The organism is Rhizobium sophorae (assembly GCF_013087515.1).
Taxonomy (GTDB): Bacteria; Pseudomonadota; Alphaproteobacteria; order Rhizobiales; family Rhizobiaceae; genus Rhizobium; species Rhizobium sophorae.
Genome location: NZ_JABFCN010000004.1, coordinates 19263 through 45805 on the forward strand (window position 1 = coordinate 19263; position 26543 = coordinate 45805).

A 26543-nucleotide genomic window follows, 5' to 3' on the forward strand; every position below is an offset into this window, starting at 1 on the left:
GACCTATCGCACCGCCGGCGGCAGCACTTCGAATTTCCAGAATTTTTCCGGGCTGAAATAAGTCGTGGCAAACGCGCGGATATCTGCGGCGGCGACCCTGTCGTAGCCGCTGAGATTGTCGCGTATCCGGTCTAAACCACGCGAATCCGTCTGAGCGCCGCGCAGATATTCAATCCAATATTCGTTACCCTGCTGCTGATGCTTCAGTGTCTCGATAATTGGCTCCCGGGCGCGCGCAAGTTCGTCCGGGGAGACATCATGCGACCGCAGATCCTTGGCGATGTCGTCGACGAGTGCGTAGAAGCGCACGACCTTTGCCGGGTCTGTCTCGACGTAGAAATATGCGTAGCCGTAGCCAGGGACTTCACTTGACAGGTCAGCATCGCCCTCCAGCACATAGCTTGCTCCTTCTGCGATGCGAAACTGGTCGATCAACCTGTTTTGGAAAATCTGGGTGGCGAGATTGGCGGTGAAGGACCGCGGCAGGTCGGACAGCAAATCGCCAATCGGAACCCCTACCGCGGCGGCGGCGCTATCCGCCCTGCCCTTATGGGCCTCCACAACGGGCTTCTCGTTCGTCGCCGGAAAACGCACGTCGTTCCGATCGTCGTTCGACGTCGTCTCCGGGCGCGATGGCAAGGCGCCAAAGGTTTCAGCTGTCAGCCGGATCGCGTCGTCCACCGTCACGTCGCCGACGATGGTAATATCGATCGAGCCGTTGGAGACCATGGGCCGGAACAGCGCCTCGAAATCCTCTGGATGAGCGGCCGACAACTGCGCGCGATCGGGGAAGGTCCAGCGCGGATCGCCCAAATGCACGAGACTTGGGAAATCGCGGCTGACAATGCCGCCGGGCGTCGCCTCATACTGATCGAGACCGCTCAAATAGGCTTGCTGCACACGTTTGAACGCCTCGGGGCGATAGGCGGGATCGGAGGTGTATGCGGACATGAGCTGCAGTTGCGTCGCAAGATCTACAGTCCTTGTACGACCATCGAACCTGAAGGAGCTGTCGCCTACCGAAAAATCGATGCTGACGATGTTGGCCGTCAGCGCTTTCTGGATATCCTGGTAATCCATAGCCTTCACGCCGGACAGCACGACGGCCGGAGATGCCCAGATCGGGGCGGAACGGTCATGCGGCAGGTCCAGCCGACCGCCGCCGATATCTTCGCGTACCAGCACTTCGTTGGCACGCAGCTTGGTTGGCTTGACGGTCAGCCGCACGCCATTGGAAAAGCGCACCATCGTCAAGCCGAGATCGTCGACGGCGCGGCGTTCGACCACAGCGCCAGGCGCGCCGAAATGGGCGTAGGGCCAGGCGACGTCAGCTGCACGGGATAGTGCCGAGACGGCAACGGCATTTGACGCATCGTAGACTTGCCGAACCGCGTCGACTCCGCCCTCAGGTGATTGGGCCGTTTGTAACACGACCTGCGGACCGTTACCGGAGAAGGCACGCTGCAGGGCCTGATTGACCTCGGCCGCCGTGACGCCGTTCGTCATCGTCTCGAACAGCGAGAGGTCTTCGCTAGGCGAGGTGAAGACTTGGTCGTCATCGACGCTGCTCGTCAGCATGGAAGCGACGTCGGTGGTCGTACGCGTCGCGGATCCGGCCGCAGCAGCCTGCAGGGCCGAGCGATAGTCGAGGATTTCGCGATCGATCTCCGCCTGCGTAGCGCCGAACTCCTGGATACGACGCTGTTCCTGGTCAATGGCCGTGAGCGCCGCCTGCCATTTGTCCGGCTCGGAGTTCGCCGCGATCAGGACGACATGAGCCGAATCGAGGAGGTCCTGAGAGCCGATGCCCGCACTGATGAATGGAGCATCCGCCTTGCCGGCGATGGTGCTCACCCGGCGATTGAGCACCATGAGACCGAGATTTTCAATAAGCTCAGCGCGGCGCTTGGCGAAGGTGTCGGGCGCGGCGTCATAGAGACGCGTCCAGGCGACCTGTACGCTCGTCATGCCGCCGGGAACAACGATGAGTTCGGCGCTTTCGCCTTTCGTCACCAGCGTGCCGAGATCCGGTTTTGTCGGCGCCGGATCGACGCCCTTCCAATCGCCGAAGCGCTGCCGGATTTCCGTTTCCATGGCGGCGGGGTCGATATCGCCCACCACCATCAGCGTTGCCCGATCGGGTCGGTAATTGGTCCGGTAATAATCACGGACGAGGGCCACAGGCGCATTGCTGATGATGTCGGCTTTACCGATCGGCGCCCGCATGGTCGCGCGCTTGCCGGCGAGCAGCGAATTCATAATTTCGAGAGCCGCGCGATACTGCGGCGTGTCGCGCAACCGCTCTTCCGACAGGATGACGCCGCGTTCGCGATCGAAGGCGCCGGCATCGAGGGTCAGCTCGCTCGCCGTTTCTCGCATCAGCATCAGGCCCGTCGAAACCGTGTCTGCATCGACCTCGGGCAGGTCAAGCGCATAGACAGTCTCGTCATAAGAGGTATGGGCGTTGGTGTCCGGCCCAAAGGCCAAGCCCTTGCGCTGCAAGATACGGATCATCTCCCCTTCGGCGACATGTGTCGAACCCTTGAAGGCCATGTGCTCGAGAACATGCGCCAGACCCTGCTGGTTGTCGTTTTCGTCGAGCGAACCGGAGCCAATGCGAAAGCGGATCGCTGCCTGTCCGGGCGGAGTGACATTGCGCATGATCGCAAATCGCATGCCGTTGGCGAGCATGCCGAAACGCACATGGGGGTCGGCTTGGATGTCGCTTTGCGTTTGTGGCCAGGGCACGGACGGGCTGTCCGCATAGGCTGGCGACGTGAAGTTTGCGACGAGGGAGACCGTCGCGAGAAACCACCACACCGTGGAGCATTCCATTTTTTTGTGAGACATTCTTGTCCAGGTGATGAGAATGAAGGGGCAGATGGCGTCATCTGACTATTCCACAGGTTGCATTTCCCATCAACTTCCATGTGTGTAATAAATAATAAGTAGATAACTCGGCCTTGGAACAGGATCTCGTCCGAAAACCGCTCACACTTTTCGGCATCATGCTCTGGGTGTCAGACCGTTGTCATCGAACCCGCCTAAGGGATTGCGCCTCGATGCTGTCACTAGGAGGCGTTTTCGATGACGACATTGGAGCAGGTCGCGTTCCGGGCAGGATGCTCGCTGGCGACCGCGAGCAGGGTTCTCAACCGCAACGGACCGGCCAGCGACCTGATGGTGCGCAAGGTGCGCCGTGCGGCCGCCGAACTCGGCTATCGCCCGGCCGGCTCGTCCGCCGGCCGGCTCGGACGCAGACCTGTGGTCGGCGTGCTGATCCCGAGCATCACCAATCCGGTCTTTGCCTCGTCACTGTCGAGCATCCAGAACCGCATGCTGGTGGCCGGCCATGGCGTCTTGATCGCCCAGTCGAATTACGATCCGGCGCGCGAGGCCGATGCCGTCGCAGCACTTTTGAACGACCGGCCGACCGGGCTGATCCTCACCGTCTGCGATCCATCCACCAGCAAGGCGCTGCTTGCGAAGCTGCCGCCGACCGTGCTGCTCAACAACCTGCCGACGGTGCAGTTTCCGGCGGCCGTCACTGCCGACAATCGCGGCGCAGGCCGCGGGATCACGACATTCCTGATCGGCATGGGCCATCGCCGCATTCTGTTTCTTTCCGGCAATTTCGCCGCCTCCGACCGCGCCCACCTTCGCTACCGCGGTTATCTCGACGCTATGGCCGAGAACGGGCTGACACCCCTCGATGCGGTGCAGATCCCGTTCGTCAACGGCTATGACCAGCTCGATCTTGGTGTCGCGATGACTTCGCTTGCGCCGACGGCGATCATCGCCTCCAACGATCTCCTGGCGCTCGGCGTCATCGCCGCGCTGAAGCGGGAGGGGCTTTCCGTGCCTAGGGATGTTTCGGTCGCCGGCTTCGACGGCATTGCGATCGGCCGGCTGATCGACCCACCGCTGACGACCATCGAAATGCCGGATGCCAGCATGGGGGCAACGGCCGCCTCGTTGCTTCTCGACATGGCGGAGAATGCTGCCCCTGCCCGCCATCTCGATGTCGGCTATACGCTTCGCCGCGGCGGCACCGTGCGCGCCATCTGACGCTTGCGAAACAAGAGGGCCGCCACGTGCTCGGCGTGGCGGCCCTGCCCTGTTCCCGATCGGGAAGCCGATCAGCTGCGCGGCAGCATGCCCTCGACATCGGCGGCTGCGTCGTCGAGCGCTTCCTTCGGCTCGGCCGACTGGTCGACGATGCGCGAGAGGTTGTCGACGATCGTCTGCGTGACCTTGACGCCGTTCGAGCCTGGGAAGGCATACCAGGGGATCATCACCGGCATCTGGCTAAGGCCTGCCTGAAACAGCGGGTTCTGCTTGTAGAAATCGCCGAGATAATCGGCCGACTTCGCCGCGAGCTCGTTGTTCGGGACATAACCGGTACCGGGCACGACGACGGAAGCGCCATAAGGGCCGGCGGCGAATTTGGCGAACTTCCAGGCGGCATCCTGCTTGGCGGCGTCATGCGTCAGGATGACGACGGCGTTGCCGCCGGTCGGCAGACGGCCATTCACCGGATCGATCAACGGGATCTTGGCGGTGCGCAGATCGAACTTGTTGCCGACATTCTTGATCGTGTTGCGCAGCGCGCCGGTTGTCTGGAACTCGAAACCGACCTTGCCGGCTGCGAAAGCCTGTTCACCGGCGGCCTTGGTGAACACAGGCATGCCGCCCTCGGTGACCAGGCGATGCAGGACCTCGACGGCCTTCTGACCTTCCGGGCCGTTGAAGGCAACCTTGCTTTCGTCGTCGCTCAGCATCTTGCCGCCGGCGCCGAAGAGCAGTGCCGAAAACATCCAGTCGTCGCCCTGCCAGCGGTAATCGATGCCGTCGACGCCGTTGCCGAGCGCCTTGATCTTGCCGCCGAGCGCGATGACCTCATCCCAGGTCTTCGGCGGATTGTCGGGATCGCCGCCGGCCGCCTTCACGAGATCGGCATTGTAATACATGATCGGGTTGGAGGTCGCGAAAGCCAGGCCCACCTGCTTGCCCTTGACCTGGGCAAGCTTGAGGATCGTGTCGGAGAAGCCCTGCTCGGCCATGTTGCCGTCCTTTTGGACGAGCGGGCCGAGATCGACGGCGACGTCACGTTCGTCGAGCATGCGCAGGCGGTTGAGGCCGATGAAGGTGATATCGGGCATCTCGCTGGTGCCGACCTGGCGAAGGATCGTCTGGATGCCTTCTTCATAGGTGGCCGAGGGGCTGGCGAACTGGATTTTGATATCGGGGTTTTCTTCCATGAATTTCTTCGAGATCGTGTCCATCACGTCCTTGAAGAAGCCCGGCATCGGGTAGTGAACCGTCAGCGTCGTCTCGGCATGCGCCGGAAGCGCGATTGCCATCGAGACGGCCGCTGCGGCGAGAATCTGGGTGATATGTTTCATCGCTCGTTCTCCTGGGTTGAAACCGGTCAGCCTTTGAGACCGGTCATGGTGATGCCCTCGACGAAACGCTTCTGAGCAAGCAGGAAGGCGATGACGAGGGGAAGGGTAATGATGAGGGTCGCCGCCATCAGCGCGCCGTAGTCGTCGCCGGCCTCGGCGGCGCGGAAATACATCAGGCCAAGCGGCGGCGTGGCGTAGTCCTGCTTGCTGATGACAATCAGCGGCCAGTAGAGATCGTTCCAATGGGCGACGATAGAGAAGATGGCGAAGGCGGTGACCGCCGGCCAGGCATTCGGCACGATGACGCGGGCGACGATGCCCAACTCCGACATGCCGTCGAGACGCGCGGCATGGATGAGATCGTCCGGCATGGCGCGAAAGAACTGCAGGAACATGAAGATCGCGAAGACCGAAATGGTGAAGGGCGCGACAAGGGCGGCATAGCTGTTGAGCAGCGCGGCGCGGTCGAAGGCGACATAGAGTGGCAACGCGGTCGCATGGATCGGTACCAGAAGGCCAAGCATGACAAGCACCATCATGAAGCGGGCGGCGCCGAAGCGCAGCTTCGCCATGGCATAGGCGCAAGGGATCGCCACCAGCACCTGGAAGAAGAAGATCAGCCCGCAGACGACGACGCCGTTCCACAACAGCTGCGCCATCGGCACTCGGCTCAAGGCCTTGGCGAAATTTTCGGCATAGGTGAAGTGCGCCGGGATCAACGACAGCGACGAGGTGAAGATGTCACTTTGGGCCTTGCCTGCCGTCGAGATCATGAAGACATAGGGCGACAGGAAGATGATCGCGCCTAAGGAAAGCAAGGTGAGACGGATGATCCTGCCGAGGGAAATAGCGCTCGTCATCATGTGTAATGCACCCGGCGATCGAGAATGCGGTACTGCAGGAACATCAGCACCACCAGGATCAGGAGAAAGACAACGGTCATCGCCGAGGCGTAACCGACGCGCAGATAAACGAAGCCCTCCTGGTAGATGGTAAAGAGCAGTACCTCCGACGCCTTGTTCGGGCCGCCCTCGGTCAGCGTTTTGACCGTCTCGAAGACCTTGACCGCGTTGGTGATGCTGATGGTGATGACGAAGAGCGTCGTCGGCCCGAGCATCGGCCAGGTCACCAGCAAGAAGCGGTCGAGGGAGGATCTGGCGCCATCCACCTCCGCTGCCGCGTAAAGCTCGCGCGGGATCGCCGTCAGGCCGGCGAGGAACAGCACCATGTTGAAGCCGGCCGATTGCCAGACGCCGATGATCGAGAGGCTGTAGAGCACCGTGCCGGAGCTGCCGAGCCAGTTCGGGCCTGGAAGCCCGACGAGGGCCAGCAGCGCGTTGAGCGGGCCGATTGTGGGGTGGAACATATATTGCCAGACGGTCGCCATGGCGACGATCAGCGAAGCGACCGGCAGGAAATAGGCGGTGCGGAAGAAGCTGCGCGCCTTGGTCTCGCTCTCGATCAGCATGGCGATGCCAAGGCCGAGAAGGATCGAGACCGGTGCGACGAGCGCCGTGTACACCGTCGTATTCCACAGCGACTTGCGAAACGTCCGGTCGGTGATCAGGTGCGCGTAATTCTCGAAGCCGACGAAACGGAACTTGCCGTAGCCCAGTTCGAAATCGGTGAATCCGAGCACGATGACTGATACAACCGGCAAAAGCACGAAGAGGAACAGAAGGATCATAGCCGGCATCACCAGCATCCAGGCGATGCGGGCCTCGCTGCGCCGGTGCGCAACGGCGGCATCGTGCGGTACAACCATGGAGACGACGCTAGCCATGCGCCCTCTCCCGCTGGCCATCGCTATTAGCGAGCCCAGCATCGGCAGCGCCGAGCCCGGCATCACCAGCAGCAACGCCGCCGGGCAGCCGGCTGCCGTCCTCGGCAAAGATCAGCGTGCGGCCGGGCGAAAGCCGCAACCCGACCGGATCGCCGGCCACAAGGCCGGAGGCTTCGGCCGGTTGAACCTTGGCAACGATCGTCTCGCCGATCGCCTCGAGCCGGCAATGGAGGATGACTTCGGAGCCCAGGAATTCGACGCGTTCGATCCGGGCGGCAAGGCCGTCATGCCGATTCTTGGACAGAAAGACGAATTCGGGGCGAATGCCGATCGTGACCGGCATCTTTCTGTCGGGTGCATTTTCAAGCGCCAGGCGCAGGCCGCCGCAGAGAATGACGCCGCCTTCGGCAAAGGCCGGCAGCAGATTGATGCGCGGCTGGCCGATGAAGCGGGCGACCTCGATATGGGCGGGATCATCGTAGATGACCTCGGGGCTGGCGATCTGCAGCAACTTTCCGCCCATCATCACGGCGACCCGGTCGGCCATGGACAGCGCTTCCGCCTGGTCGTGGGTGACATAGAGCGTCGGCACGCCGGCGCGGCGATGCAGGTCGACGATCTCGCCGCGGGCGTGGACGCGCAGATTGGCGTCGAGATTGGAGAGCGGTTCGTCCATCAGGAAGATGCTCGGCTGGCGCACCATGGCGCGGGCAAGCGCCACGCGCTGACGCTGGCCGCCCGACATCTGGCCGGGCTTGCGGTCGAGCAGGTGGTCGATCTTCAGCGATGTCGCCATATCCCTGACGTCGCGGGCGATCGCCCTGCGGGTGGCGCGCTGGCCCGGCGTCAGCGACCCAATGAAGGGCAGCCGCTGCATTCTCGACAGCCGGCGCATCGCCAAGGGCACGGCGATGTTCTCAGAGGCAGTCAGATGCGGATAAAGCGCGTAGGACTGAAAGACCATGGCGATGTTGCGGTCGGCGGCGGCAACGCCCGACATATCCAGCCCGCCGATCAGGATCTCGCCTTGGTCGGCGTGGTCGAGGCCGGCAAGGACGCGCAACAGCGTGCTCTTGCCACAGCCGGAAGGGCCGACAAGCGCGATGAATTCACCGGCGGCGACATCCAGGCTGACGCCACCAAGGATCTGGTTGCCGCCGAACGCCTTGGTGATGCCGCGAAGCGAGAGCGCGCTCATTCGACGGGTTCCCGCTGCTTGACCGCCTGGGGGTAGACCTCGTGCACGACATCGTCGAGCACATGCGCGGTCATGCCGGGAACGGCGACGATCGTGCTTTTGACCGATGCCTCGAACTCATGGACGACGGCGCCGATCAGGCGATCGCCAGGCATCTCGCGCTCCATCTTGTCGATGATGAAGGCGGCCGACGGACCCCATGTCAGCTGGGTATTGTCGAAGCGACCCTGCCAGGCCCAGTGGAGATGGCCGCTCGCAAACAGCGCCACGTCATGGGCTGATATCAGATCATAAAGCCGGCGGCGCTGAACCGGACGAACGCTCCAATAGCCGGTATCGCCTTCATCGGGTGCATCGACGAATAGCGGCTTGTGCGCGAACAGCGCCACACGCCGCCCTGCCCTGTCGGACAGCACCTGGTCGAGCCATTCGAACTGCGCCTCCTCCTCGTCATCCTCATGGCCGAGAAGCAATGAGTTCAACCCGATGAAGCGCCAGGCACCGGCATCTTCCAGCCAGCGGTCGTCGCCGGCAAGGCTGCGCCAGCGGGACAACCGCTCGGCATTGACGGGCTGGTCCGATCCCTTGAGGTGGCCGACATCGTGATTGCCGGGGACGATCAGCATCGGGATCGACACCTGACGCATCAGATCCAAGGAAAAGGTGATGTCGTCACCATTGTCGGCGCCGTCGACGGTGAGATCGCCGGTATGCACGATCAGGTCCGCGCCGGTCTCTTCGATCCAGCTCAGAAGCGGCGCCCAGTTGCCGTTGAAATGCGGCTTGCCGGGGCTGAAATGGGTGTCGGTGATCTGAATGATTTTCATGGGGCGCGTCTCCGAGACGTCGGCAGCGCCTCACCGGCGCTCCTTCTCGGGCCCTCTCTAGAAGGCTCCCATGTCAATCACATAGCTGAAGTTTTCAGCTGTTTTTCAGTTCTGTCATTAATCTGTCATGTTGATGAAGACGGGCTGCCGGAACTGGACAGCCTTCACCTGTATTTGGAATTAAGAATACGCGGGCTCTGTAACATTGCGTTGCAATCAATGCCGTGGCGCGTTGGCGGGAATGGACGATACCGTTGCCGAGACAGGGTCGCTTGCAGGAAAGCTGTCCTCGAGGCCTTCATCGAGTTCCTCTTCCAGCGTTTGCCTGTCGCCGGCCGAACGCGCACTCGGCTGGCCGATCAATCCCTTGCTACCTTCGTCGATATTGCCGTTGCTCAAGGCATCGTAGCGGTTGATGCTGCCGTCTGCTTCTCCGCCGGCAAAGGCAGTCAGCTGAACCATCATGACCTTGGCGCGGTCGACCGCCGCCCTATCATCGAGTTCGCCATGGGAGTTGTCGATTTTGACGGAAATCGATTCTCCTCCCTCGCCCAGGAATTCGACGGTAAAGATGTCGCCGGCCTGCGTCACCCGAGTATCGATCAGCTGCATGGAAACCTCCTATATTCATGCACCTCAACGGCCTTCAGGTCTCGGAGTTCCACGGCAATGCCACTTCCACTGAAGAGAAGCGGTGAGGCTGATCCGGGCGACCGAGCGGATGCTGGCGTCGATGTCCTCGCCATCAATCATCCATTAAATGTCACCCTTTCGCGAGTGACCGGATCGAATGCCGTCGCGCCCCTCGCTCCTAAGTTTTATGGTTAATTTATTAATAATTCCGGATTTATAAAAGGAACCGGACGCGCTTTCCAAATGTTGATGCTCCGCCTGGAGGAACCCCCGATGATCCTGAAAATCCTTGCCCCCAAGATCGACGCCGATTGCCATGAAACCGGCACCTGGCCCGACGGAATTTTCGCCGAAAACCGGATCGACCTTTCTGCTCGCCGCGACGGTCGTCGTCGCTCGCCGCACGAGCGCGACTACGGCAATGACAGGAAAGTGGAAAATCTGCCGCTCGGGTTTGTCTGACCGTTCCGGGCGTGGCGCATCACAGCCTGCGAAAGACCAGAACGCCTGATGCCGGCAACACGGCATTCAGCACTCCCGCCGTTGCTCTGATTCTTCCGCCGCCGTTACCGACGTTCCAGCCGCCATATAGGTGAGCGTCGGTATTGAAGATCTCCTCCCAGAGATCATCCCCCAGACGTTCGCTGTGCAGCTGATAGCCGTGTTCGAAGGGAGCGTCGTTCAGCGACCCCACAACAAGGAAATCCTCGCCGTCATTCCATCGATGAAAGGCGATCACCCGATTTTCGTCGTGAACCAGGGGAATGGCGATGTTGCGCGAGCGAATGGCATCCTGATGGATGCTGAGCGCGATCAGATCGCGATAACAGCTGAGCATCCCTGCGCCGCTGCCTTCCGCTTCGCCGAGAATATTCTCCCGGTTCTCGAGGAAATCATTGTAGCGATAGGGCTTCTGGGCGCCGATTTCCTCGCCCATGAAAAACATCGGCGTGCCGGCCGATAGCAGCGTCATCGCCGCCGCAAACCGGGATCTCGCCTCAGCCCACGCCCTTGTCTCACCGACGATCGGCGCGAAATTGACGGCGATAACGGCGGTTCGCGCCGATCCTTCACGATTGCCGCAATCGTCATGCGACTGGCTATAGACCACCTTGGATCGCGCGCTCGTCTGCAATGCGCCGGCAAGAGACGACATGGTCAGCGCCCGCTTGTCCCCGAAGCCGGCATTCTTCAACAGCTGCGCCTGCGCGCCGCCGTGATATTCGACGAGGTTGTGATGAAAATCGCCGTACCAGGTCGCATCGAAGCCGAGCCCGTCGCCGGTCAGGCTCGGCTCGGTCATCGCCGACCAGTCCGAATAGTCCTCGGCCGTGAGGAAAAGCTGCGGCTTGATCAGCCGCATCGTGCGGGTCCATTGCTTCAGGAATTTGGTGCCGAAGGCTGCGGCCCGATCGGCGCGTCGGCCGTCGGCATGCAGAACCGGATATTGATGGATCGAACTTGTCTGATCGAGCCGGAAACCATCGATATGGCAGACGGAGACGAGGAATGCCGCGCTGGAGATGAAAAGCTGGCGCACCGCTTCCTCATCGAAGCGAGGCGCCCATCCCGTGGAGATGTTGTCGATGTAGCCGCCTGTCGGATCGGCGTAATCGCCGGGGCGTCCCTCATACCAATAATAGATATTCCGGGTGTGATCGGTGGAATCATAGGCCCATTGCGCCCGTTCGCCGTCCGGGTCGAAGTGATTGTAACAAACATCGAGGATGACGGCGATGCCGCGCTGGTGGCAGATCTTGACGAACATCTTCAGCCGGTCGGTGCCGCCAGCCCCCTGGTCGGCGGCAAAGAAATGCGACGTGCCGTAACCCCAGTTGGCCCGCGTCTCGAATTCCGCAATCGGCAGCAGTTCCACTGCGTTGACGCCGAGTGCCGAAAGATGCTCGATGAAGGCGATGGCATCATCAAGCGTGCCGGGCGCGGCCTTGCCGAAACCGAGCGCGCCGACGTGCAGTTCGTAGATCACCAGATCCTCGAGCCGCTCCGGAAGTGTTCGACCTCCAACGAATTCGTCAGCCCAGAACGTCTCGGCGGCAACCTCCTGCCCGGATGGAAGTACGACCCGCTTCGGATCGCAGACGACCGAGCAGCTTTGCGGTCCGTCCAATGCGGCTGGCGATCCGTGATAGATCGCTCCATCCGGATCGAAGTCTCCCGCGCCGATCTGCATGAGGGACCAGATATCAGTGCGGTAGGCGAGAGATCCATCATCCCTGGTGATGCGGTACATATAGGGCGTGCCGACCATGCTGTCGAAATCGGAAAGGTCGTGGTCCTCGCCGGTTTCAACGCTCCAGAATCCATCAACGGTCCTGCGCATCCCGATGGTTGCGACCGTTCCGGTGCCGTCGTCGGCGACGTAGCCGATGGCGGGATCGGCGAGGACGAGCAAGACATCTCGGGCATTCGGCGCCCAGACCGAAAAGCGAATGCCGTCGACACTGTTGCGCCTCTCAACCCGGTTCGCCCCCAGACGCCCGATCCATGTCAGATAATAGGTCTGCGCCGCTATCCCCTGCTGGAGATCGAAGGAGCGTTCGCGACGCGTCGAGGCCTCGTCGTCCAATTCGGCGGCGATCGCCCACAGGCTTGAAGCGCCGGGTCGATCGAGTTCGATCCCCCAGCGAAAATGCGTACCGATCTCGTCATCGGGAAAAGAAACCCTGGCGACGAAGACATCATAACCATCCTCGTCGCGAGAGCGCTGCATCGGAACAGATGTCCACTCGTTCGAAGGACGGCCCTGCTCGTCCCAACTGCCGCGAAGACGGACATTGTCGAACACCGTCGACGGCAAGCCGCTGCGAAACCGGAATTGAACATTAACGGTCATCGGATCCTCCGGGCCATGTTGGACTTCGCCAGATTCTGCCTATGCGTCTGTTTCACTGGGTCATGATCGGCCGGCTGGGCGCAAAAATGCAAGCACAGGTTCGGCATTAAAAACCGATCCGGCGCGGGGCCACATTCAGGACAATTTATCATGGTTAACGGGCAGCACTGCACGGCCCTCCTCGTGTATTAAATCGAATTGGCATCAGAAATGTGAAGAATAAATTCCCATCGCCAATTCCCTCATAAACTGGGAGAAAAACTTTGGCTCAAGCCGTTCGAATAAACGATATTATTCGTTCCTTTGGAATTGACACGCATATCGACTACACCGACGGAAAATATTCCAATGTCGGAGAAGTTGTTAAGGCTCTCGACTATCTTGGCCTTGATACAGTTCGCGATCACGCCCCCAACTCCGCCTCCGACCCCAACGGCCAAACGCATCTCGGCGATGCCGCGGAAGCCGGCGTGCAATTCGTTTTCAGCGCCCAGCGTGAAGTCGACCCCGCCACTGTCGCCCAGCGGCTGCATGCCTTCGTGCAAGCCCATCCCGGATCGGTCGTCGGTATCGAAGGTCCGAACGAAGTCAACAACTGGCCGGTCAGCTATCATGGCCTTAGCGGCCAGGCTGCGGCGCTCGCCTATCAGAAAGACCTCTCTGCCGCCGTCAACGCCGATCCCTTGCTGAAAAATATCCCGGTCCTCGGCTTTACCGGATATACGGTCGCTTCCGCCTCCGACTACACGACGATCCATACCTATGCGAAGGATGGCGACCAGCCATATTCATGGCTTTCCCGGGAAGCCGGCGTTCAGCGCGCTGCCGATCCGGGCAAGCCGCTGGCGATCACCGAGACCGGATACCACACCTCGCTCACCGCCGACACCAATGGCGGGTGGGAAGGAGTCAGTGAGGCGACGCAGGCAAAGCTCCTGCTCAATACGCTGATGGACGGCGCCGCACTCGGCTCGAAACAGACCTTCATCTACGAGCTGCTGGACGCCTATTCCGATCCGCAGGGCGCCAATCAAGAAAAGCATTTCGGCCTTTTTCGTCTCGACTATTCGGCCAAGCCGGCGGCGACGGCGATCCACAATCTGACCGAAATCCTTGCCGACGACGGCGCTGCGAAGGCGAGCTTCAGCGCGGGAACCCTCAATTATTCGATTGACGGTCTGCCGTCCTCGGCCCGCAGCTTGCTCACGGAAAAATCGGACGGAAGCTACCAGATCATCATCTGGAACGAGCCCGATATCTGGAACCAGACCACCGACACGGCCATTCAGGCCGCGACGACAGCCGTCAAAGTCAATCTCGGCGCCTCCTTCGGCTCCGTTAAGGTCTTCGACCCCGTGACCGGAACGACGGCGATCAAAAGCCTCAGCAACGTGTCGTCCCTGACGCTCGATGTCCTCGACCATCCCGTTATCATCGACATAGAACGCGGCAGTACCAGCACGCCGCCGAGCACCAATCATCTCTATGGCGGCACCGGCAACGATACCTTCACCGTGACTAATGCGAATCAAATCGTCGACGAAAGCCGGGGCGGCGGAACGGATACCGTCAAGGCTTCGATCTCCTTCAGCCTCGCGGACACGGCGCATGCGATCGGAACGATCGAAAACCTCACCTTGACCGGGACGGCCAATCTCAGCGCGACAGGCAACAATACGGCCAACGTTCTCACCGGCAACGACGGAAACAATTTTCTCAACGGCGGGAAAGGGAACGATCGATTGGTCGGCGCACTCGGCAATGACAAGCTGATGGGCAAGACCGGTGCTGACGTTCTCACGGGCGGAGGTGGAGGCGATTCCTTCGTCTTCGATGTGAAGCCCAGCAATACGAGCGTCGACAAGATCGTCGATTTCTCTTCAGCCGCAGGCGATAAGCTGGTGTTCGACGATGCGATTTTCACCGGGCTCAAACCATCGAGCTTTTCGGCCGAGAATTTCGTCCTGGGAACGAAGGCGTTCGAGGCTGATGACAAGCTGATCTACGATCAGGCCAGCGGCATTTTATCCTATGATGCGGATGGAAACGCAGCAGGCGGGGCAATCCATGTCGCCGATCTCGACAATTCCGCCGCACTTCACTTCAAAGATCTCTTGCTTGTCTGAGCCGGTCGGTCCGTCGCCTTTCAGGCGGCGGACCGACAGCGTCACGGGCCGACGTGTCTCCTCCTCTTGCCGGAGCCGGAATCCCGGCCACATTCTCCGTTGACGCCACCCGTGCAGGTCAGGAGAAGCCTTTGCCCTGGATCGCCTATATCGTCCATTTCATCGCCGCGGCATTTCTGACCAATGGCATCCCGCATTTCGTCGCCGGGGTCAGCGGCCGGCGCTTCCGTATTCCCTTCGCGCAAGGCGCAAAGCTCGGCTCGCCGACAGCCAATGTCATCTGGGGCTGGGCGAATTTCCTCATCGCCTTCCTGCTCTTTGCCAATATCGGGCCGCTCTATATCGGCACGCCGGGTGACACGATCTTCGTGGCAGCGGGCATGCTCGTTGCCGGCATCCTGCTTGCCCGTATTTTCGAGGGCGACGCGATCTAAAACATATCGCGCAAAAGTGTGCGGCGGTTTTTGAAGTAACTTGCATGATGATAGTCACTGCTATAATGACATCAGCCATGCAGCGAACGAGCTTCAGCGATTTCAAATGTCCGGCGGCGCGCGCACTCGACAGCGTCGGCGACTGGTGGAGCATGCTGATCCTGCGCGACGCCTTCCAGGGGCTTTCGCGCTTCGACGAATTCCAGAAAAGCCTCGGCGTGGCGCCGAATATCCTGACGCGGCGGCTCAAACATCTGACGGAAAAAGGGCTGTTCGAACGGCGGCTCTACCATCAGCGCCCTGCCCGCTACGAATATCGGCTGACGGACAAGGGCCGTGACTTCTTTCCTGTTCTGATGACGCTGTTTTCCTGGGGAAGCCGGCACATCCCGGAAGAGGATCTCGCCTTTCTCTTGGGCGATGCCGCTTCCGGCAAAAAGCGCGAGACGATGCTGGTCGATGCGCGGACCGGCGAAGAAGTGACCCCCGAAAACACCAGCCTGCTTGCAGGTCCCGCCGCCGACGACGAGGTGCACGAACGGATCGCCCGTATGCGCGCCTGGTATCTCGGCATCGACGGATAGAGAGGAAAATACAATGGATCGCATCGTTGTCACCGGCATGGGACTTGTCTCGCCACTCGGCACCGGCGTCGAGCCTGCCTGGAAGCGCCTTCTCGGTGGCGGTTCGGGGCTGAGGGTGCTGGCGGAGGATATCGTCGGCGAACTCTCGGCCAAGGTCGGCGGCATAGTTCCCGGTATCGCGGAAGATGCAGAGGCTGGTTTCGATCCAGACCGTTACATCACGCCGAAGGACCAGAAGAAGATGGACCGCTTCATCCACTTCGCCATGGCGGCGACGGAGGAAGCGGTGAGGCAGGCCGGCTGGGTGCCCGTTGATGAAGGCAAGCGCGAGCGCACGGCAACGATCATCGCGTCGGGCGTCGGCGGCTTCCCGGCGATCGCCGAAGCGGTGCGGATCGGCGAAACGCGAGGCGTGCGGCGGCTGTCGCCCTTCACCGTGCCCTCCTTCCTCGTCAATCTCGCCGCCGGCCAGGTCAGCATCCGCTACGGCTTCAAGGGGCCGCTCGGGGCTCCGGTGACGGCGTGTGCGGCCAGCGTCCAGGCAATCGGCGATGCGGCGCGGCTGATCCGCTCCGGCGAAGCGGATGTGGCGATCTGCGGTGGTGCCGAGGCCTGCATCGACAAGGTGAGCCTCGGCGGCTTTGCCGCTGCGCGGGCGCTTTCCACCGGCTTCAACGAAACGCCGGAACTTGCGTCACGGCCCTTCGACACTGCCCGCGACGGTTTCGTCATGGGCGAAGGCGCCGGTATCCTAGTCATCGAAACGCTGGAGCACGCGCTTGCCCGCGGCGCCACACCGCTCGCCGAACTCGTCGGCTACGGCACGGCTGCAGACGCCTACCACATGACCTCAGGCCCCGAAGACGGCGACGGGGCGCGCCGGGCGATGGAGGCGGCACTCAGGCAGGCGAAGATCACGGCTTCGGAGGTCAGGCATCTGAACGCGCATGCGACCTCGACACCGGTCGGTGACAGAGGCGAGATCGCGGCGATCGGCACGGTCTTCGGCCGCAATGGCGGTATTGCCATCAGCGCAACGAAATCGGCGACCGGCCACCTGCTCGGGGCGGCCGGCGGGCTGGAGGCGATCTTCACCATCCTTGCGCTACGCGACCAGATCGCGCCGCCGACCCGCAACCTCGATGAGGCCGATCCCGCCGCCGACGGCATCGATATCGTCGGCAAGACGGCGCGGCCGCTCACCATGGATTATGCCATCACCAACGGTTTCGGCTTCGGCGGGGTGAATGCCAGCGCCCTGTTCCGCCGCTGGTCGTAAAGTCCACTTTCCTTGCGCTGAAAATCGCCTACACTTCTGCTCTATCGGCGATCCTTTCCCGATAGAGCCGGAGATACCCCATGCGCGCCTTCTTCGCAGTTCTTATTCTGTGTACAGCGTCCTTTTTCTCTCCTGTCTCGGCCCGCGCCGAAGATCCGATCGACACGACGCGGACGATGATCGAGGACCAGATCAAGGCCTTCCTCAAGGACGATGCCGAGACCGCCTATTCCTTCGCCGCCCCTGGCATCAAGGCGATGTATCCCGACAAGAACCTGTTCTTCGCCATGGTGAAGAAGAGCTACGAGCCGGTCTATCACCCCGGCAATTACGCCTTCGGCCGCAGCCGCTCGATCGACGACGGCGCGCTGATCTATCACGAGGTGCTGATTTCAGGCCGGGACGGCAAGGACTGGACGGCAATCTACCAGATCACCCGCCAGCCGGACGGCAGCTATCGGATCAACGGCGTGCAGATCATGCCGGATGCCGATAGCAAGGGCATATGATTCCGCTCTGATCAAACTTCGTCTGATTGGATCAAACGGGTTCGAGATCGCCCCTCGCCCATTCCTCCTGCGTTTCCGCCATGAAATCGGCAAAGCGGCCTTCGGCGATCGCCTTACGGATGCCCTGCATCAGTTCCTGGTAATAGGCGAGATTGTTCCAGGAGAGAAGCATGCCGCCGAGCGCCTCGTTGGAGCGGACGAGATGGTGCAGGTAGGCGCGTGAATAGTCGCGCGAGGCCGGGCAGTTCGACTGTTCGTCGAGCGGGCGCATATCCTCGGCATGGCGGGCATTGCGGATATTGACCTTGCCGCGGCGGGTAAAGGCCAGGCCATGGCGGCCGGAACGGGTCGGCATGACGCAGTCGAACATGTCGATGCCGCGGGCGACCGATTTCAGGATATCGTCAGGCGTGCCGACGCCCATGAGGTAACGCGGCTTTTCCAGAGGAAGTACCGGCAGCGTCGTTTCCAGCATCTGCAGCATGACATCCTGCGGCTCGCCGACGGCAAGGCCGCCGATCGCATAACCCTTGAGGTCGAGCTGGCTCAACGCCTCGGCCGAACGGATGCGCAGCGCCGGAATGTCGCCGCCCTGGACGATGCCGAACATCGCCTTGCCGGGCTGCTCGCCGAAAGCGACCCTGCAGCGCTCGGCCCAGCGCAGCGACATTTCCATGGCGCGCTCGATCTCCTTCGGCTCGGCCGGCAGCGCCACGCATTCATCGAGCTGCATCTGGATGTCGGAGCCGAGCAGCCCCTGGATTTCGATGGAGCGCTCCGGCGACATATGGTGCAGGCTGCCGTCGACATGCGACTTGAAGGTGACGCCCTGCTCGTCGAGCTTGCGCAGACCGGACAGCGACATGACCTGGAAGCCACCGGAATCGGTCAGGATCGGGTGCTCCCAGCGAATGAGCTTATGCAGGCCACCGAGACGGGCGACGCGCTCGGCCGTCGGGCGCAGCATCAGGTGATAGGTATTGCCGAGGATGATGTCGGCGCCTGTCTCGCGCACCTGGTCGAGATACATCGCCTTGACCGTACCGACAGTGCCGACCGGCATGAAGGCCGGCGTGCGGATCTCGCCGCGCGGCATGGAAACCTGGCCTAGACGGGCGCCGGCATCGGTCTTCTTCAGGGTGAATTGGAAGTTGTCTGTCATTTGTCTTTCCGGAAAAGAAGGCTCGCGTCGCCGTAAGAGTAGAAGCGGTAGCCCGTCGAAATGGCGTGTTTATAAGCCGCGTGCATGGTCTCGAAGCCGGCAAAGGCCGAGACCAGCATGAACAGCGTCGAGCGCGGCAGGTGGAAATTGGTCATCAGCATATCGACCGCCTTGAAGCGGTAGCCAGGCGTGATGAAGATGCCGGTAGCGCCGGCCCAGGGTTTGATCTCTCCGCTTTCCCCGGCGGCACTCTCGATGAGCCGCAACGAGGTCGTGCCGACACAGACGATGCGCCCGCCTCTTTCCCGCACGGCATTCAGCCGGGCGGCGATCTCGTCGCTGACATAGCCGCTTTCCAGATGCATCCTGTGATCGTCGGTATCGTCGGCCTTGACCGGCAGGAAGGTGCCGGCACCGACATGCAACGTGACGAAATGGCGTTCGATGCCGGCTTTGTCGAGCGCCTCGAACAGGCCCGGCGTGAAATGCAGGCCGGCGGTGGGGGCCGCAACGGCGCCCTCCTCGCGGGCATAGATCGTCTGGTAATCCGCGCGGTCGCGCTCGTCCTCGGGGCGCTTGGCGGCGATATAGGGCGGCAGCGGGATATGGCCGACGGCGGCGATCGCCTCGTCGAGCGCAGGACCTGAGAGATCAAACAGCAGCGTTACCTCGCCGGCCTCGCCCTTTTCCTCCACGGTGGCATCGAGCGAGCCGAGGAAGCAGCTTTCGCCGGAATGGCCGAAGGCGATGCGGTCGCCCTGTTTGATGCGCTTGCCGGGCTTGGCGAAGGCCTTCCAACGGCTGGGGCCGGTGCGCATGTGCAGCGTTGCCGACACCTGCTGGCCGCCGGCGCCGTCGCGATGGCGGATGCCCTCGAGCTGGGCGGGAATGACCTTGGTATCGTTGAAGACCAGCGCATCGCCCGCTTGCAGGAAGGACGGCAGGTCGCCGACCCTGTGATCCGAAAGACTGTTTGCCGCATTCGGATCGACGACGAGCAGGCGCGCACTGTCGCGCGGCTCGGCGGGCCGCAACGCGATGCGTTCATCGGGCAGATCGAAATCGAAAAGGTCTACGCGCATCAGGGCACTTTCAAAGCGAAACCCGCCCTCGCGCAGTCACGCAAGGGCGGGTTTCAGCAGAAATCACAATCAGACGTCGGCGGCAACCCGCATGGAGACGATCGAGTCCGGATCGGAAACCGGCTCGCCGCGCTTGATCTTGTCGACGTTGTCCATGCCTTCGATGACCTGGCCCCAGACGGAATACTGCTTGTTCAGCCAGGGCGCGTCGGTAAAGCAGATGAAGAACTGCGAATTGGCCGAGTTCGGGTTCTGCGAACGGGCCATCGAGCAGGTGCCGCGCGTATGCGTGGTCGCAGAGAATTCGGCCTTCAGATCCGGCTTCGAGGAGCCGCCCATGCCGGCGCGGCCGGGATTGAAGGTTTCCGAGCCCTTCTTACCGAATTCGACATCGCCCGTCTGGGCCATGAAATCCTGGATGACGCGGTGGAAAACGACGCCGTCATAGGCCTTCTCGCGAGCGAGTTCCTTGATGCGGGCGACATGCTCCGGGGCGACCTGCGGCAAAAGCTGAATGACAACCTTACCTTTGGTGGTTTCCAGAATGACGGTGTTTTCGGGATCCTTGATCTCGGCCATTGTCTTTTCCTCTCGTTTTCTCTCGTAACTTACTTCTTGCCCAGGGTGACCTTGATCATCCGGTCGGGACTTTTGACTTCGCCGTTCTGGCCTTCGCCGCGCTTGATCTTGTCGACGTTCTCCATGCCGGAGACGACCTTGCCGACGACGGTGTACTGGCCGTTCAGGAACGAGCCTTCGGCGAACATGATGAAGAACTGCGAATTGGCGGAATTCGGATCCTGCGAGCGAGCCATGCCGACCGTGCCGCGCACGAACGGGGTCTTGGAGAATTCTGCCGGGATGTCAGGCATATCCGAGGAGCCGGTGCCGGCAAGGCTCGCATCGAAGCCCTTTTCCATGTTGCCGAATTTGACGTCGCCGGTCTGAGCCATGAAGCCGTCGATGACGCGGTGGAAGGCGACGTTATCGTATTCGCCCTTCTTGGCCAGCGCCTCGATCTGGGCGACATGCTTCGGCGCCACCTCAGGCATGAGCTGGATGACGACCGGGCCGTTCTTCAGCTCGATTGTGAGATAATGATCGGCCGACTGGGCGAAAGCATCCCCCGCGAAGGAGGCGAGATACAACACGCCGGCAAATGCGAGATAAAAGAGTTTCATATGAGCTCCATTGCGGCGGGGTCCGCCTGGTCTTTGCGCTTGCTAGTCTTTGTTCTGACTAGTTTGGGCGCTTGGATGTGAGGGCTTGCAAGACGGCGGCAGGCACGAAAGCGCTGACATCGCCGCCCATGGCGGCGATCTGGCGGACCAATGTGGCGGTAATGGGCCGCGAGGCCGTGCCCGCCGGCAAAAAGATGGTCTGGATATCGGGCGCCATCGTCCGGTTCATGCCGGCCATCTGCATTTCGTAATCGAGATCGGTGCCGTCGCGTAGACCGCGGATCAACAGCGTGGCGCCATGGATGCGGGCGGCATCGACGACCAGATTGTCGAAGGAGACGACGGTGATGTCGCCGGTCTTACCAGGCAGCGCTTCAGCCAGAGAACGGCGGATCAGCTCGGCCCTCTCTTCGAAGGAGAAGAGCGGCGCCTTGCCGGGATGGATGCCGATCGCGACGATCACCTTTTCGGCGACGTTGAGAGCCTGGACCAGAACATCCACATGCCCATTGGTGATCGGGTCGAAGGACCCCGGATAGAAAGCTGTCGTCATTGGCCCGACCGTTGGTTTGACGCCTTTTGTCACGGATGCCGCCTTCCCGCAAGTGATTTGCCCAGCTCCGGCCAGAGCACCGCGCGTCTTTTCAGACGCGTAAAGGACGTTATGCGCCGGGCGGTTAAACGGCGGATGAATGGCCCGTTCAAGACCGTTTCAGACAGGATCTGCTTAACTCCGATCATCAAAGCAGCCGATGCCATTCCGGCATCCGGCACTCCCCGAAAGACCAGGTCCATGCTGATCGTACTCGTTGCACTTGCCATCGTTTCCTCTCTCGCTGCCGAGATGGCCTATGGCTATTTCGCCGATCGATACGAGATGAGCTGGGTGCGGCCGGAGCTTGCCGAGCATGCGGCGATCGTGCGCGCTCAGGGCCGGCTGTGCGAAAAACGAGCTTCGAATCTGAATGCCAGATGAACGAGACATTCAAGGTCGCTTCAGATCGGCATTGGTAAACACCCGATCAACATCCGGCGGAACCATTTATAGACGGATGCGTTCATTCAACCGATACATAGAGCGGCGCGGAAGGATTAAAAATGCCCGGCAAGATTACGATGATTAACGTGCTCTGGATGGTAATGGTCACGGGCATGCTGACCGCAACTGTCGCTCTCTATGATCAGAAGGTCGATACGTCCAAGGTTTATGGTCCCTATGCTTCGGCCCGGACGGCCGTGCTGGGCCAGTACTGAGGGGCGAGAACGCACAACTCCCCAGGAAAGGAATGCCTATGTTCACGATCTTGACAGTGCTCACCGCCCTTATCAGCGTCATGTTCATCGTGTCTGTGGCCTCGACGATTTCAGCGCTCCGGCGCGAAGGCGAAGAGGTGAAGGCTCTGAACGAAAAACATAGAGCATTCTGACGTTCCTTTCTCTCCTCTTCCCACCCTTGAGCGGAACCCTTCCGTCGCCAGGGCTATTTAAAGCCGGATGCACCCAGCGTCCGGCTTTTTTCTTTGGTGTCGTCCTGAACCATCATCCATCTGAAAAGAAAAAGGGCGGCTCGAAGCCGCCCCGTTCATTTGATCACTCTTCGGCTGGCCCGGCCGGATCGTCATCAGCAATCGGCGCCTCGTCGCCGCCACCTTCGTCGGCAGCACCTTCGTCGGTAGCGGGGGTGCCTTCGGCGACCTCGACAGCCTCTTCCGTCTCATCCTCCTCCGGCTCGCTGATGCGCTCGACCGAGACGACCTTCTCGTCCTTGGCCGTCGAGAAGATGGTGACGCCCTTGGTGGCGCGGCTGGCAATGCGGATGCCGCCGACCGGCACACGGATCAGCTGACCGCCATCGGAGACCAGCATGATCTGATCGCCGTCATCGACGGGGAAAGCCGCGACCAGCTCGCCGATCTCGCCGGTCTTCGACGTGTCGGTGGCGCGGATGCCCTTGCCGCCGCGGCCGGAGATGCGGAAGTCGTAGGAGGACGAACGCTTGCCGAAGCCCTTTTCGGAAACGGTGAGCACGAACTGCTCGAGCTGCTTCAGCTCTTCGTAACGCTCGTCGCTCAGCTGTCCCTCTTCGGTGACTTCCTCGCCGACCAGCGCGATCTCCTCGGCCTCGCCCGTCGTCAGTCGCCGATCGTTGGCGGCGCGCTTCAGATAGGCGGCGCGTTCCCAAGGTTCGGCGTTGACATGGCGCACGATGGTCATCGAGATGATGCGGTCGCCGCCGGCAAGCGAGATGCCGCGCACGCCGATCGAATTGCGGCCGGCAAAGACGCGGACGTCGTCGACGGAGAAGCGGATGCACTGGCCGAGCGCCGTCGTGAGCAGCACGTCGTCATCTTCGGTGCAGGTCTCGACGGAGAGGATTTCGTCGCCCTCCTCCTCGAGCTTCATGGCGATCTTGCCGTTGCGGTTGACCTGGACGAAGTCCGACAGCTTGTTGCGGCGAACCGTGCCGCGCGTCGTCGAGAACATGACGTCGAGATTGTCCCAGCTCGTCTCGTCCTCGGGCAAGGGTAGGATGGTGGTAATGCGCTCGCCGGGTGCGAGCGGCAGCATATTGATCAGCGCCTTGCCGCGCGAGGTCGGCGTGCCGATCGGCAGGCGCCAGACCTTCTCCTTGTAGACGATGCCACGCGAGGAGAAGAACAGCACCGGCGTATGGGTGTTGACGACGAATAGCCGACTAACGAAATCTTCGTCGCGAGTGGTCATGCCGGAGCGGCCCTTGCCGCCGCGCCGCTGGGCGCGGTAGGTGGTGAGCGGCACGCGCTTGATATAACCGAGATGCGAGACGGTGACGACCATGTCTTCGCGGGCGATCAGATCCTCGTCGTCCATTTCGAGACCGCCATCGACGATCTCGGTGCGGCGCGGCGTGCCGAACTCGTCGCGGACGGCGAGAAGTTCGTCCTTGACGATGGTCTGGATGCGGACGCGCGAGGAGAGAATATCGAGATAATCCTTGATTTCCTCGCCGATCTTGTTGAGTTCGTCGCCGATTTCGTCGCGGCCAAGCGCCGTCAGGCGGGCAAGGCGCAGTTCGAGGATGGCGCGCGCCTGCTCTTCGGAGAGATTATAGGTCAGGTCCTCGTTGATGCGATGGCGCGGATCGTCGATCAGACGGATCAGGCTTTCGACATCTTCCGCCGGCCAGCGGCGGGTCATCAGTTCTTCGCGGGCGGACTGCGGATCGGGCGCCTGGCGGATGACGCGGATGACCTCGTCGATATTGGCGACGGCAATGGCGAGACCGACCAACACATGGGCACGGTCACGCGCCTTGCGCAGCAGGAATTTCGTTCTCCGGCTAACGACCTCTTCGCGGAAGGAGACGAAAGCGCGCAGCATGTCGAGCAGGGTCAGCTGTTCCGGCTTGCCGCCGTTCAGCGCCACCATGTTGCAGCCGAAGGAAGTCTGCAGCGGCGTGTAGCGATAAAGCTGGTTGAGGATGACCTCGGCATTGGCGTCGCGCTTCAGCTCGACGACAACGCGATAACCCTGGCGGTCGGATTCGTCACGCAGGTCGGAGATGCCTTCGATGCGCTTGTCGCGCACCAGCTCGGCCATCTTCTCGATCATCGTCGCCTTGTTCACCTGATACGGAATCTCGGTGATGATGATCTGTTCGCGATCACCGCGCATCGGCTCGATGGCGGCAACGCCGCGCATGATGACGGAGCCGCGGCCGGTCTCGTAGGCCGAGCGAATGCCGGCACGGCCGAGGATCTTCGCGCCCGTCGGGAAATCAGGACCGGGAATGATCTGGATCAGTTCCGGCAGCTCGATGGCCGGATCGTCGATCAGCGCGATACAGCCGTCGATGACTTCGGAGAGGTTGTGCGGCGGGATGTTGGTCGCCATGCCGACGGCGATGCCGCCGGCGCCGTTGACGAGCAGGTTCGGGAATTTGGCGGGCACCACGACCGGCTCGGAGAGCGTGCCGTCGTAGTTGTCGCGGAAATCGACGGTTTCCTTGTCGAGATCGTCGAGCAGCGAGTGGGCAGCCTTTTCGAGGCGGCATTCAGTATAACGTTCGGCCGCCGGCGGATCACCATCGACCGAGCCGAAATTGCCCTGACCATCGATCAGCGGCAGACGCAGCGACCAGGGCTGCGCCATGCGGGCGAGCGCATCATAGATCGCGGAATTGCCGTGCGGATGGAACTTACCCATCACGTCACCGGTGACGCGGGCGCATTTGACGTATTTCTTGTTCCAGTCGATGCCGAGCTCGGACATGCCGTAGAGGATGCGCCGGTGCACGGGCTTCAGGCCGTCGCGCACGTCGGGTAGCGCGCGGCTGACGATGACGCTCATGGCGTAATCGAGATACGACCGCTGCATTTCCTCCATGATGGAGATGGGCTCGATGCCTGGCGGGAGCTTCCCGCCGCCGGGGGGTGTTTGCTCAGTCAAAACAGATCACGATCTCTTCTAGAATCACTTGAAGATTTATAGCGGAAAGCCTGTTCCCGCGCCAATTTCACAGCGCGTTTTGAACAGGCTTTTGCGGCTTAAAGAGGGTAAAACATGTGAGTGGCGCCGCCGGACCCGACAAATCCGCCGCAGTCCACCGCGGGATATTTGCCAAATCGGAATCCCCGCTTCACAATCATAAAAACCACGCACTCATATGGGGTTCCGGAGAGCCGATGGCAAGCGCCGACCAATTGATCAACGCCTTCACGACGCTTCTCGTCACCATCGATCCGCCGGGGCTCGCACCGATTTTTCTGGGCCTGACGACAGGCATGAGCCGCAGTGAGCGCACGCAGGTGGCGCTGCGTGGCTCGACCATCGCCTTCATCATCCTCGCCGTCTTCGCGCTGTTCGGCGCCGGCGTGCTCAGCGTACTCGGGATCTCGATCGGCGCCTTCCGTATCGCCGGCGGGCTGCTGCTCTTCTGGATCGCCTTCGAGATGGTGTTCGAGAAGCGCCAGGACCGCAAGGAGAAGGCCACGGAGGTGGCGATCACCAAGGATCATATCGAGAATATCGCCGTCTTTCCCCTCGCCTTGCCGCTGATTGCCGGCCCGGGCGCGATCTCGGCGACGATCCTGCTTGCCGGTACGCTGGCGACCTCCGTCGGAAAGGCGCAGCTGATCGGCGTCCTTGCCGCCAATCTGTTGCTGACCTTCCTCATGCTGCTCGTCGCCGAAAGGCTGGACCGTTTCCTCGGCGTCACCGGCCGGGCCATCCTGACACGCCTCCTCGGCGTCATCCTCGCCGCCCTTGCCGCCCAATTCGTCGTCGACGGCGCGAAATCGGCGCTCAATCTCATCAGCGCGACGCCGCACTGAATGGCGGCATCTGCCGCGAAATCAAAGAAAAAGAGCATTACGCCATCCAAGGCATCATGCTCTCTCACGTCTTTCACAAAGCCAGAAAAGGCTACCGATCAGAATGGTAATAGGGAGTTCATTTGTAAACTGAGAGAGAGAAAGATCGGTATTTCAGAAGCTTATCTTCCTTCA

Annotated in this window: 25 protein-coding genes; 11 read left to right on the top strand and 14 right to left on the bottom strand. The window is 61.4% G+C overall.

Features of this window, described 5'->3' with window-relative positions; translation table 11 throughout:
• Window positions 1–3: 3 nt before the first annotated feature.
• Entirely contained in the window at window positions 4–2850 is a 2847-nt protein-coding gene (locus G9X64_RS03755) for a M16 family metallopeptidase (RefSeq protein ID WP_171375968.1), read from the bottom strand.
• A 237-nt stretch (window positions 2851–3087) separates the two neighbouring features.
• On the opposite strand from G9X64_RS03755, the gene G9X64_RS03760 reads away from it, so the two are divergent.
• Window positions 3088–4068 (top strand): substrate-binding domain-containing protein, encoded by a 981-nt coding sequence (locus G9X64_RS03760; RefSeq protein WP_168311936.1) that lies wholly within the window; start codon window positions 3088–3090, stop codon window positions 4066–4068.
• 71 nt (window positions 4069–4139) lie between these two features.
• Here the strand turns inward: G9X64_RS03760 and G9X64_RS03765 are convergent, their stop codons facing one another.
• From G9X64_RS03765 to G9X64_RS03790, 6 genes are all read right to left on the bottom strand, one after another.
• Window positions 4140–5405 carry an ABC transporter substrate-binding protein gene (locus tag G9X64_RS03765; RefSeq protein WP_168311935.1) on the bottom strand — a complete coding sequence of 422 codons (1266 nt, stop codon included), beginning with the start codon at window positions 5403–5405 and terminating at the stop codon, window positions 4140–4142.
• Window positions 5406–5431: 26 nt separating this feature from the next.
• Window positions 5432–6268, bottom strand: a complete 837-nt coding sequence (locus G9X64_RS03770) for a carbohydrate ABC transporter permease (protein ID WP_171375969.1) — start codon at window positions 6266–6268, stop codon at window positions 5432–5434.
• Entirely contained in the window at window positions 6265–7188 is a 924-nt protein-coding gene (locus G9X64_RS03775) for a carbohydrate ABC transporter permease (RefSeq protein ID WP_168311933.1), read from the bottom strand. Before G9X64_RS03775 ends, G9X64_RS03770 begins: the two co-directional genes overlap by 4 nt.
• Window positions 7181–8386: an ABC transporter ATP-binding protein gene (locus G9X64_RS03780; RefSeq protein WP_168311932.1), complete on the bottom strand. Its 1206-nt coding sequence runs from the start codon at window positions 8384–8386 to the stop codon at window positions 7181–7183. The genes G9X64_RS03775 and G9X64_RS03780 overlap by 8 nt, the downstream gene beginning before the upstream one ends.
• Entirely contained in the window at window positions 8383–9213 is an 831-nt protein-coding gene (locus tag G9X64_RS03785; protein WP_168311931.1) for a metallophosphoesterase family protein, read from the bottom strand. The genes G9X64_RS03780 and G9X64_RS03785 overlap by 4 nt, the downstream gene beginning before the upstream one ends.
• A 216-nt stretch (window positions 9214–9429) precedes the next feature.
• Window positions 9430–9825, bottom strand: a complete 396-nt coding sequence (locus G9X64_RS03790; protein WP_168311930.1) for a hypothetical protein — start codon at window positions 9823–9825, stop codon at window positions 9430–9432.
• Window positions 9826–10119: 294 nt separating this feature from the next.
• Between G9X64_RS03790 and G9X64_RS03795 the strand changes: the two genes are divergently transcribed.
• Window positions 10120–10308, top strand: a complete 189-nt coding sequence (locus tag G9X64_RS03795) for a hypothetical protein (protein WP_168311929.1) — start codon at window positions 10120–10122, stop codon at window positions 10306–10308.
• 19 nt (window positions 10309–10327) lie between these two features.
• Here the strand turns inward: G9X64_RS03795 and G9X64_RS03800 are convergent, their stop codons facing one another.
• Complete coding sequence (locus tag G9X64_RS03800; protein ID WP_171375970.1) at window positions 10328–12700, bottom strand: alpha-amylase family glycosyl hydrolase; 2373 nt, start codon at window positions 12698–12700, stop codon at window positions 10328–10330.
• Window positions 12701–12963: 263 nt separating this feature from the next.
• Between G9X64_RS03800 and G9X64_RS03805 the strand changes: the two genes are divergently transcribed.
• From G9X64_RS03805 to G9X64_RS03825, 5 genes are all read left to right on the top strand, one after another.
• Complete coding sequence (locus G9X64_RS03805) at window positions 12964–14826, top strand: calcium-binding protein (protein ID WP_168311927.1); 1863 nt, start codon at window positions 12964–12966, stop codon at window positions 14824–14826.
• Between the two features lie 131 nt (window positions 14827–14957).
• Window positions 14958–15260 carry a hypothetical protein gene (locus G9X64_RS03810; protein WP_168311926.1) on the top strand — a complete coding sequence of 101 codons (303 nt, stop codon included), beginning with the start codon at window positions 14958–14960 and terminating at the stop codon, window positions 15258–15260.
• 77 nt (window positions 15261–15337) lie between these two features.
• The gene (locus G9X64_RS03815; protein ID WP_168317659.1) at window positions 15338–15844 is read left to right on the top strand and encodes a winged helix-turn-helix transcriptional regulator; all 507 of its coding nucleotides are present in this window, start codon (window positions 15338–15340) and stop codon (window positions 15842–15844) included.
• A 13-nt stretch (window positions 15845–15857) separates the two neighbouring features.
• Complete coding sequence (fabF, locus tag G9X64_RS03820; RefSeq protein ID WP_171375971.1) at window positions 15858–17123, top strand: beta-ketoacyl-ACP synthase II; 1266 nt, start codon at window positions 15858–15860, stop codon at window positions 17121–17123.
• Window positions 17124–17203: 80 nt separating this feature from the next.
• Complete coding sequence (locus tag G9X64_RS03825) at window positions 17204–17632, top strand: DUF4864 domain-containing protein (RefSeq protein WP_168311923.1); 429 nt, start codon at window positions 17204–17206, stop codon at window positions 17630–17632.
• A gap of 31 nt (window positions 17633–17663) precedes the next feature.
• Here G9X64_RS03825 and tgt read toward each other — a convergent pair whose 3' ends face one another.
• From tgt to coaD, 5 genes are all read right to left on the bottom strand, one after another.
• Window positions 17664–18794, bottom strand: a complete 1131-nt coding sequence (gene tgt / locus G9X64_RS03830) for a tRNA guanosine(34) transglycosylase Tgt (protein ID WP_168311922.1) — start codon at window positions 18792–18794, stop codon at window positions 17664–17666.
• Window positions 18791–19876, bottom strand: coding sequence for a tRNA preQ1(34) S-adenosylmethionine ribosyltransferase-isomerase QueA (queA, locus tag G9X64_RS03835; protein ID WP_168311921.1), 1086 nt, complete (start codon window positions 19874–19876; stop codon window positions 18791–18793). The genes tgt and queA overlap by 4 nt, the downstream gene beginning before the upstream one ends.
• A 69-nt stretch (window positions 19877–19945) precedes the next feature.
• A complete protein-coding gene (locus tag G9X64_RS03840) occupies window positions 19946–20455 on the bottom strand; it encodes a peptidylprolyl isomerase (RefSeq protein WP_003559389.1) in 510 nt (169 codons plus the stop codon).
• A 29-nt stretch (window positions 20456–20484) separates the two neighbouring features.
• Window positions 20485–21057 carry a peptidylprolyl isomerase gene (locus G9X64_RS03845; protein ID WP_168311920.1) on the bottom strand — a complete coding sequence of 191 codons (573 nt, stop codon included), beginning with the start codon at window positions 21055–21057 and terminating at the stop codon, window positions 20485–20487.
• A 58-nt stretch (window positions 21058–21115) separates the two neighbouring features.
• Window positions 21116–21610, bottom strand: a complete 495-nt coding sequence (gene coaD / locus G9X64_RS03850; RefSeq protein ID WP_138329481.1) for a pantetheine-phosphate adenylyltransferase — start codon at window positions 21608–21610, stop codon at window positions 21116–21118.
• Between the two features lie 135 nt (window positions 21611–21745).
• Here coaD and G9X64_RS03855 point away from each other — a divergent pair, with 135 nt between their 5' ends.
• The 3 genes from G9X64_RS03855 (at window position 21746) to G9X64_RS36955 (ending at window position 22484) form a co-directional block, all read left to right on the top strand.
• Window positions 21746–22033 (top strand): hypothetical protein, encoded by a 288-nt coding sequence (locus G9X64_RS03855; RefSeq protein WP_171375972.1) that lies wholly within the window; start codon window positions 21746–21748, stop codon window positions 22031–22033.
• Between the two features lie 122 nt (window positions 22034–22155).
• A complete protein-coding gene (locus G9X64_RS03860) occupies window positions 22156–22311 on the top strand; it encodes a hypothetical protein (protein ID WP_003539654.1) in 156 nt (51 codons plus the stop codon).
• A gap of 38 nt (window positions 22312–22349) precedes the next feature.
• Window positions 22350–22484: a hypothetical protein gene (locus G9X64_RS36955; RefSeq protein ID WP_018445350.1), complete on the top strand. Its 135-nt coding sequence runs from the start codon at window positions 22350–22352 to the stop codon at window positions 22482–22484.
• A 163-nt stretch (window positions 22485–22647) separates the two neighbouring features.
• Here the strand turns inward: G9X64_RS36955 and gyrA are convergent, their stop codons facing one another.
• Window positions 22648–25485, bottom strand: a complete 2838-nt coding sequence (gyrA, locus tag G9X64_RS03865) for a DNA gyrase subunit A (protein ID WP_168311918.1) — start codon at window positions 25483–25485, stop codon at window positions 22648–22650.
• 236 nt (window positions 25486–25721) lie between these two features.
• Between gyrA and G9X64_RS03870 the strand changes: the two genes are divergently transcribed.
• On the top strand, window positions 25722–26369 hold the full coding sequence (locus tag G9X64_RS03870; protein WP_018242015.1) for a MarC family protein: 648 nt from the start codon (window positions 25722–25724) through the stop codon (window positions 26367–26369).
• Window positions 26370–26543 lie beyond the last annotated feature (174 nt).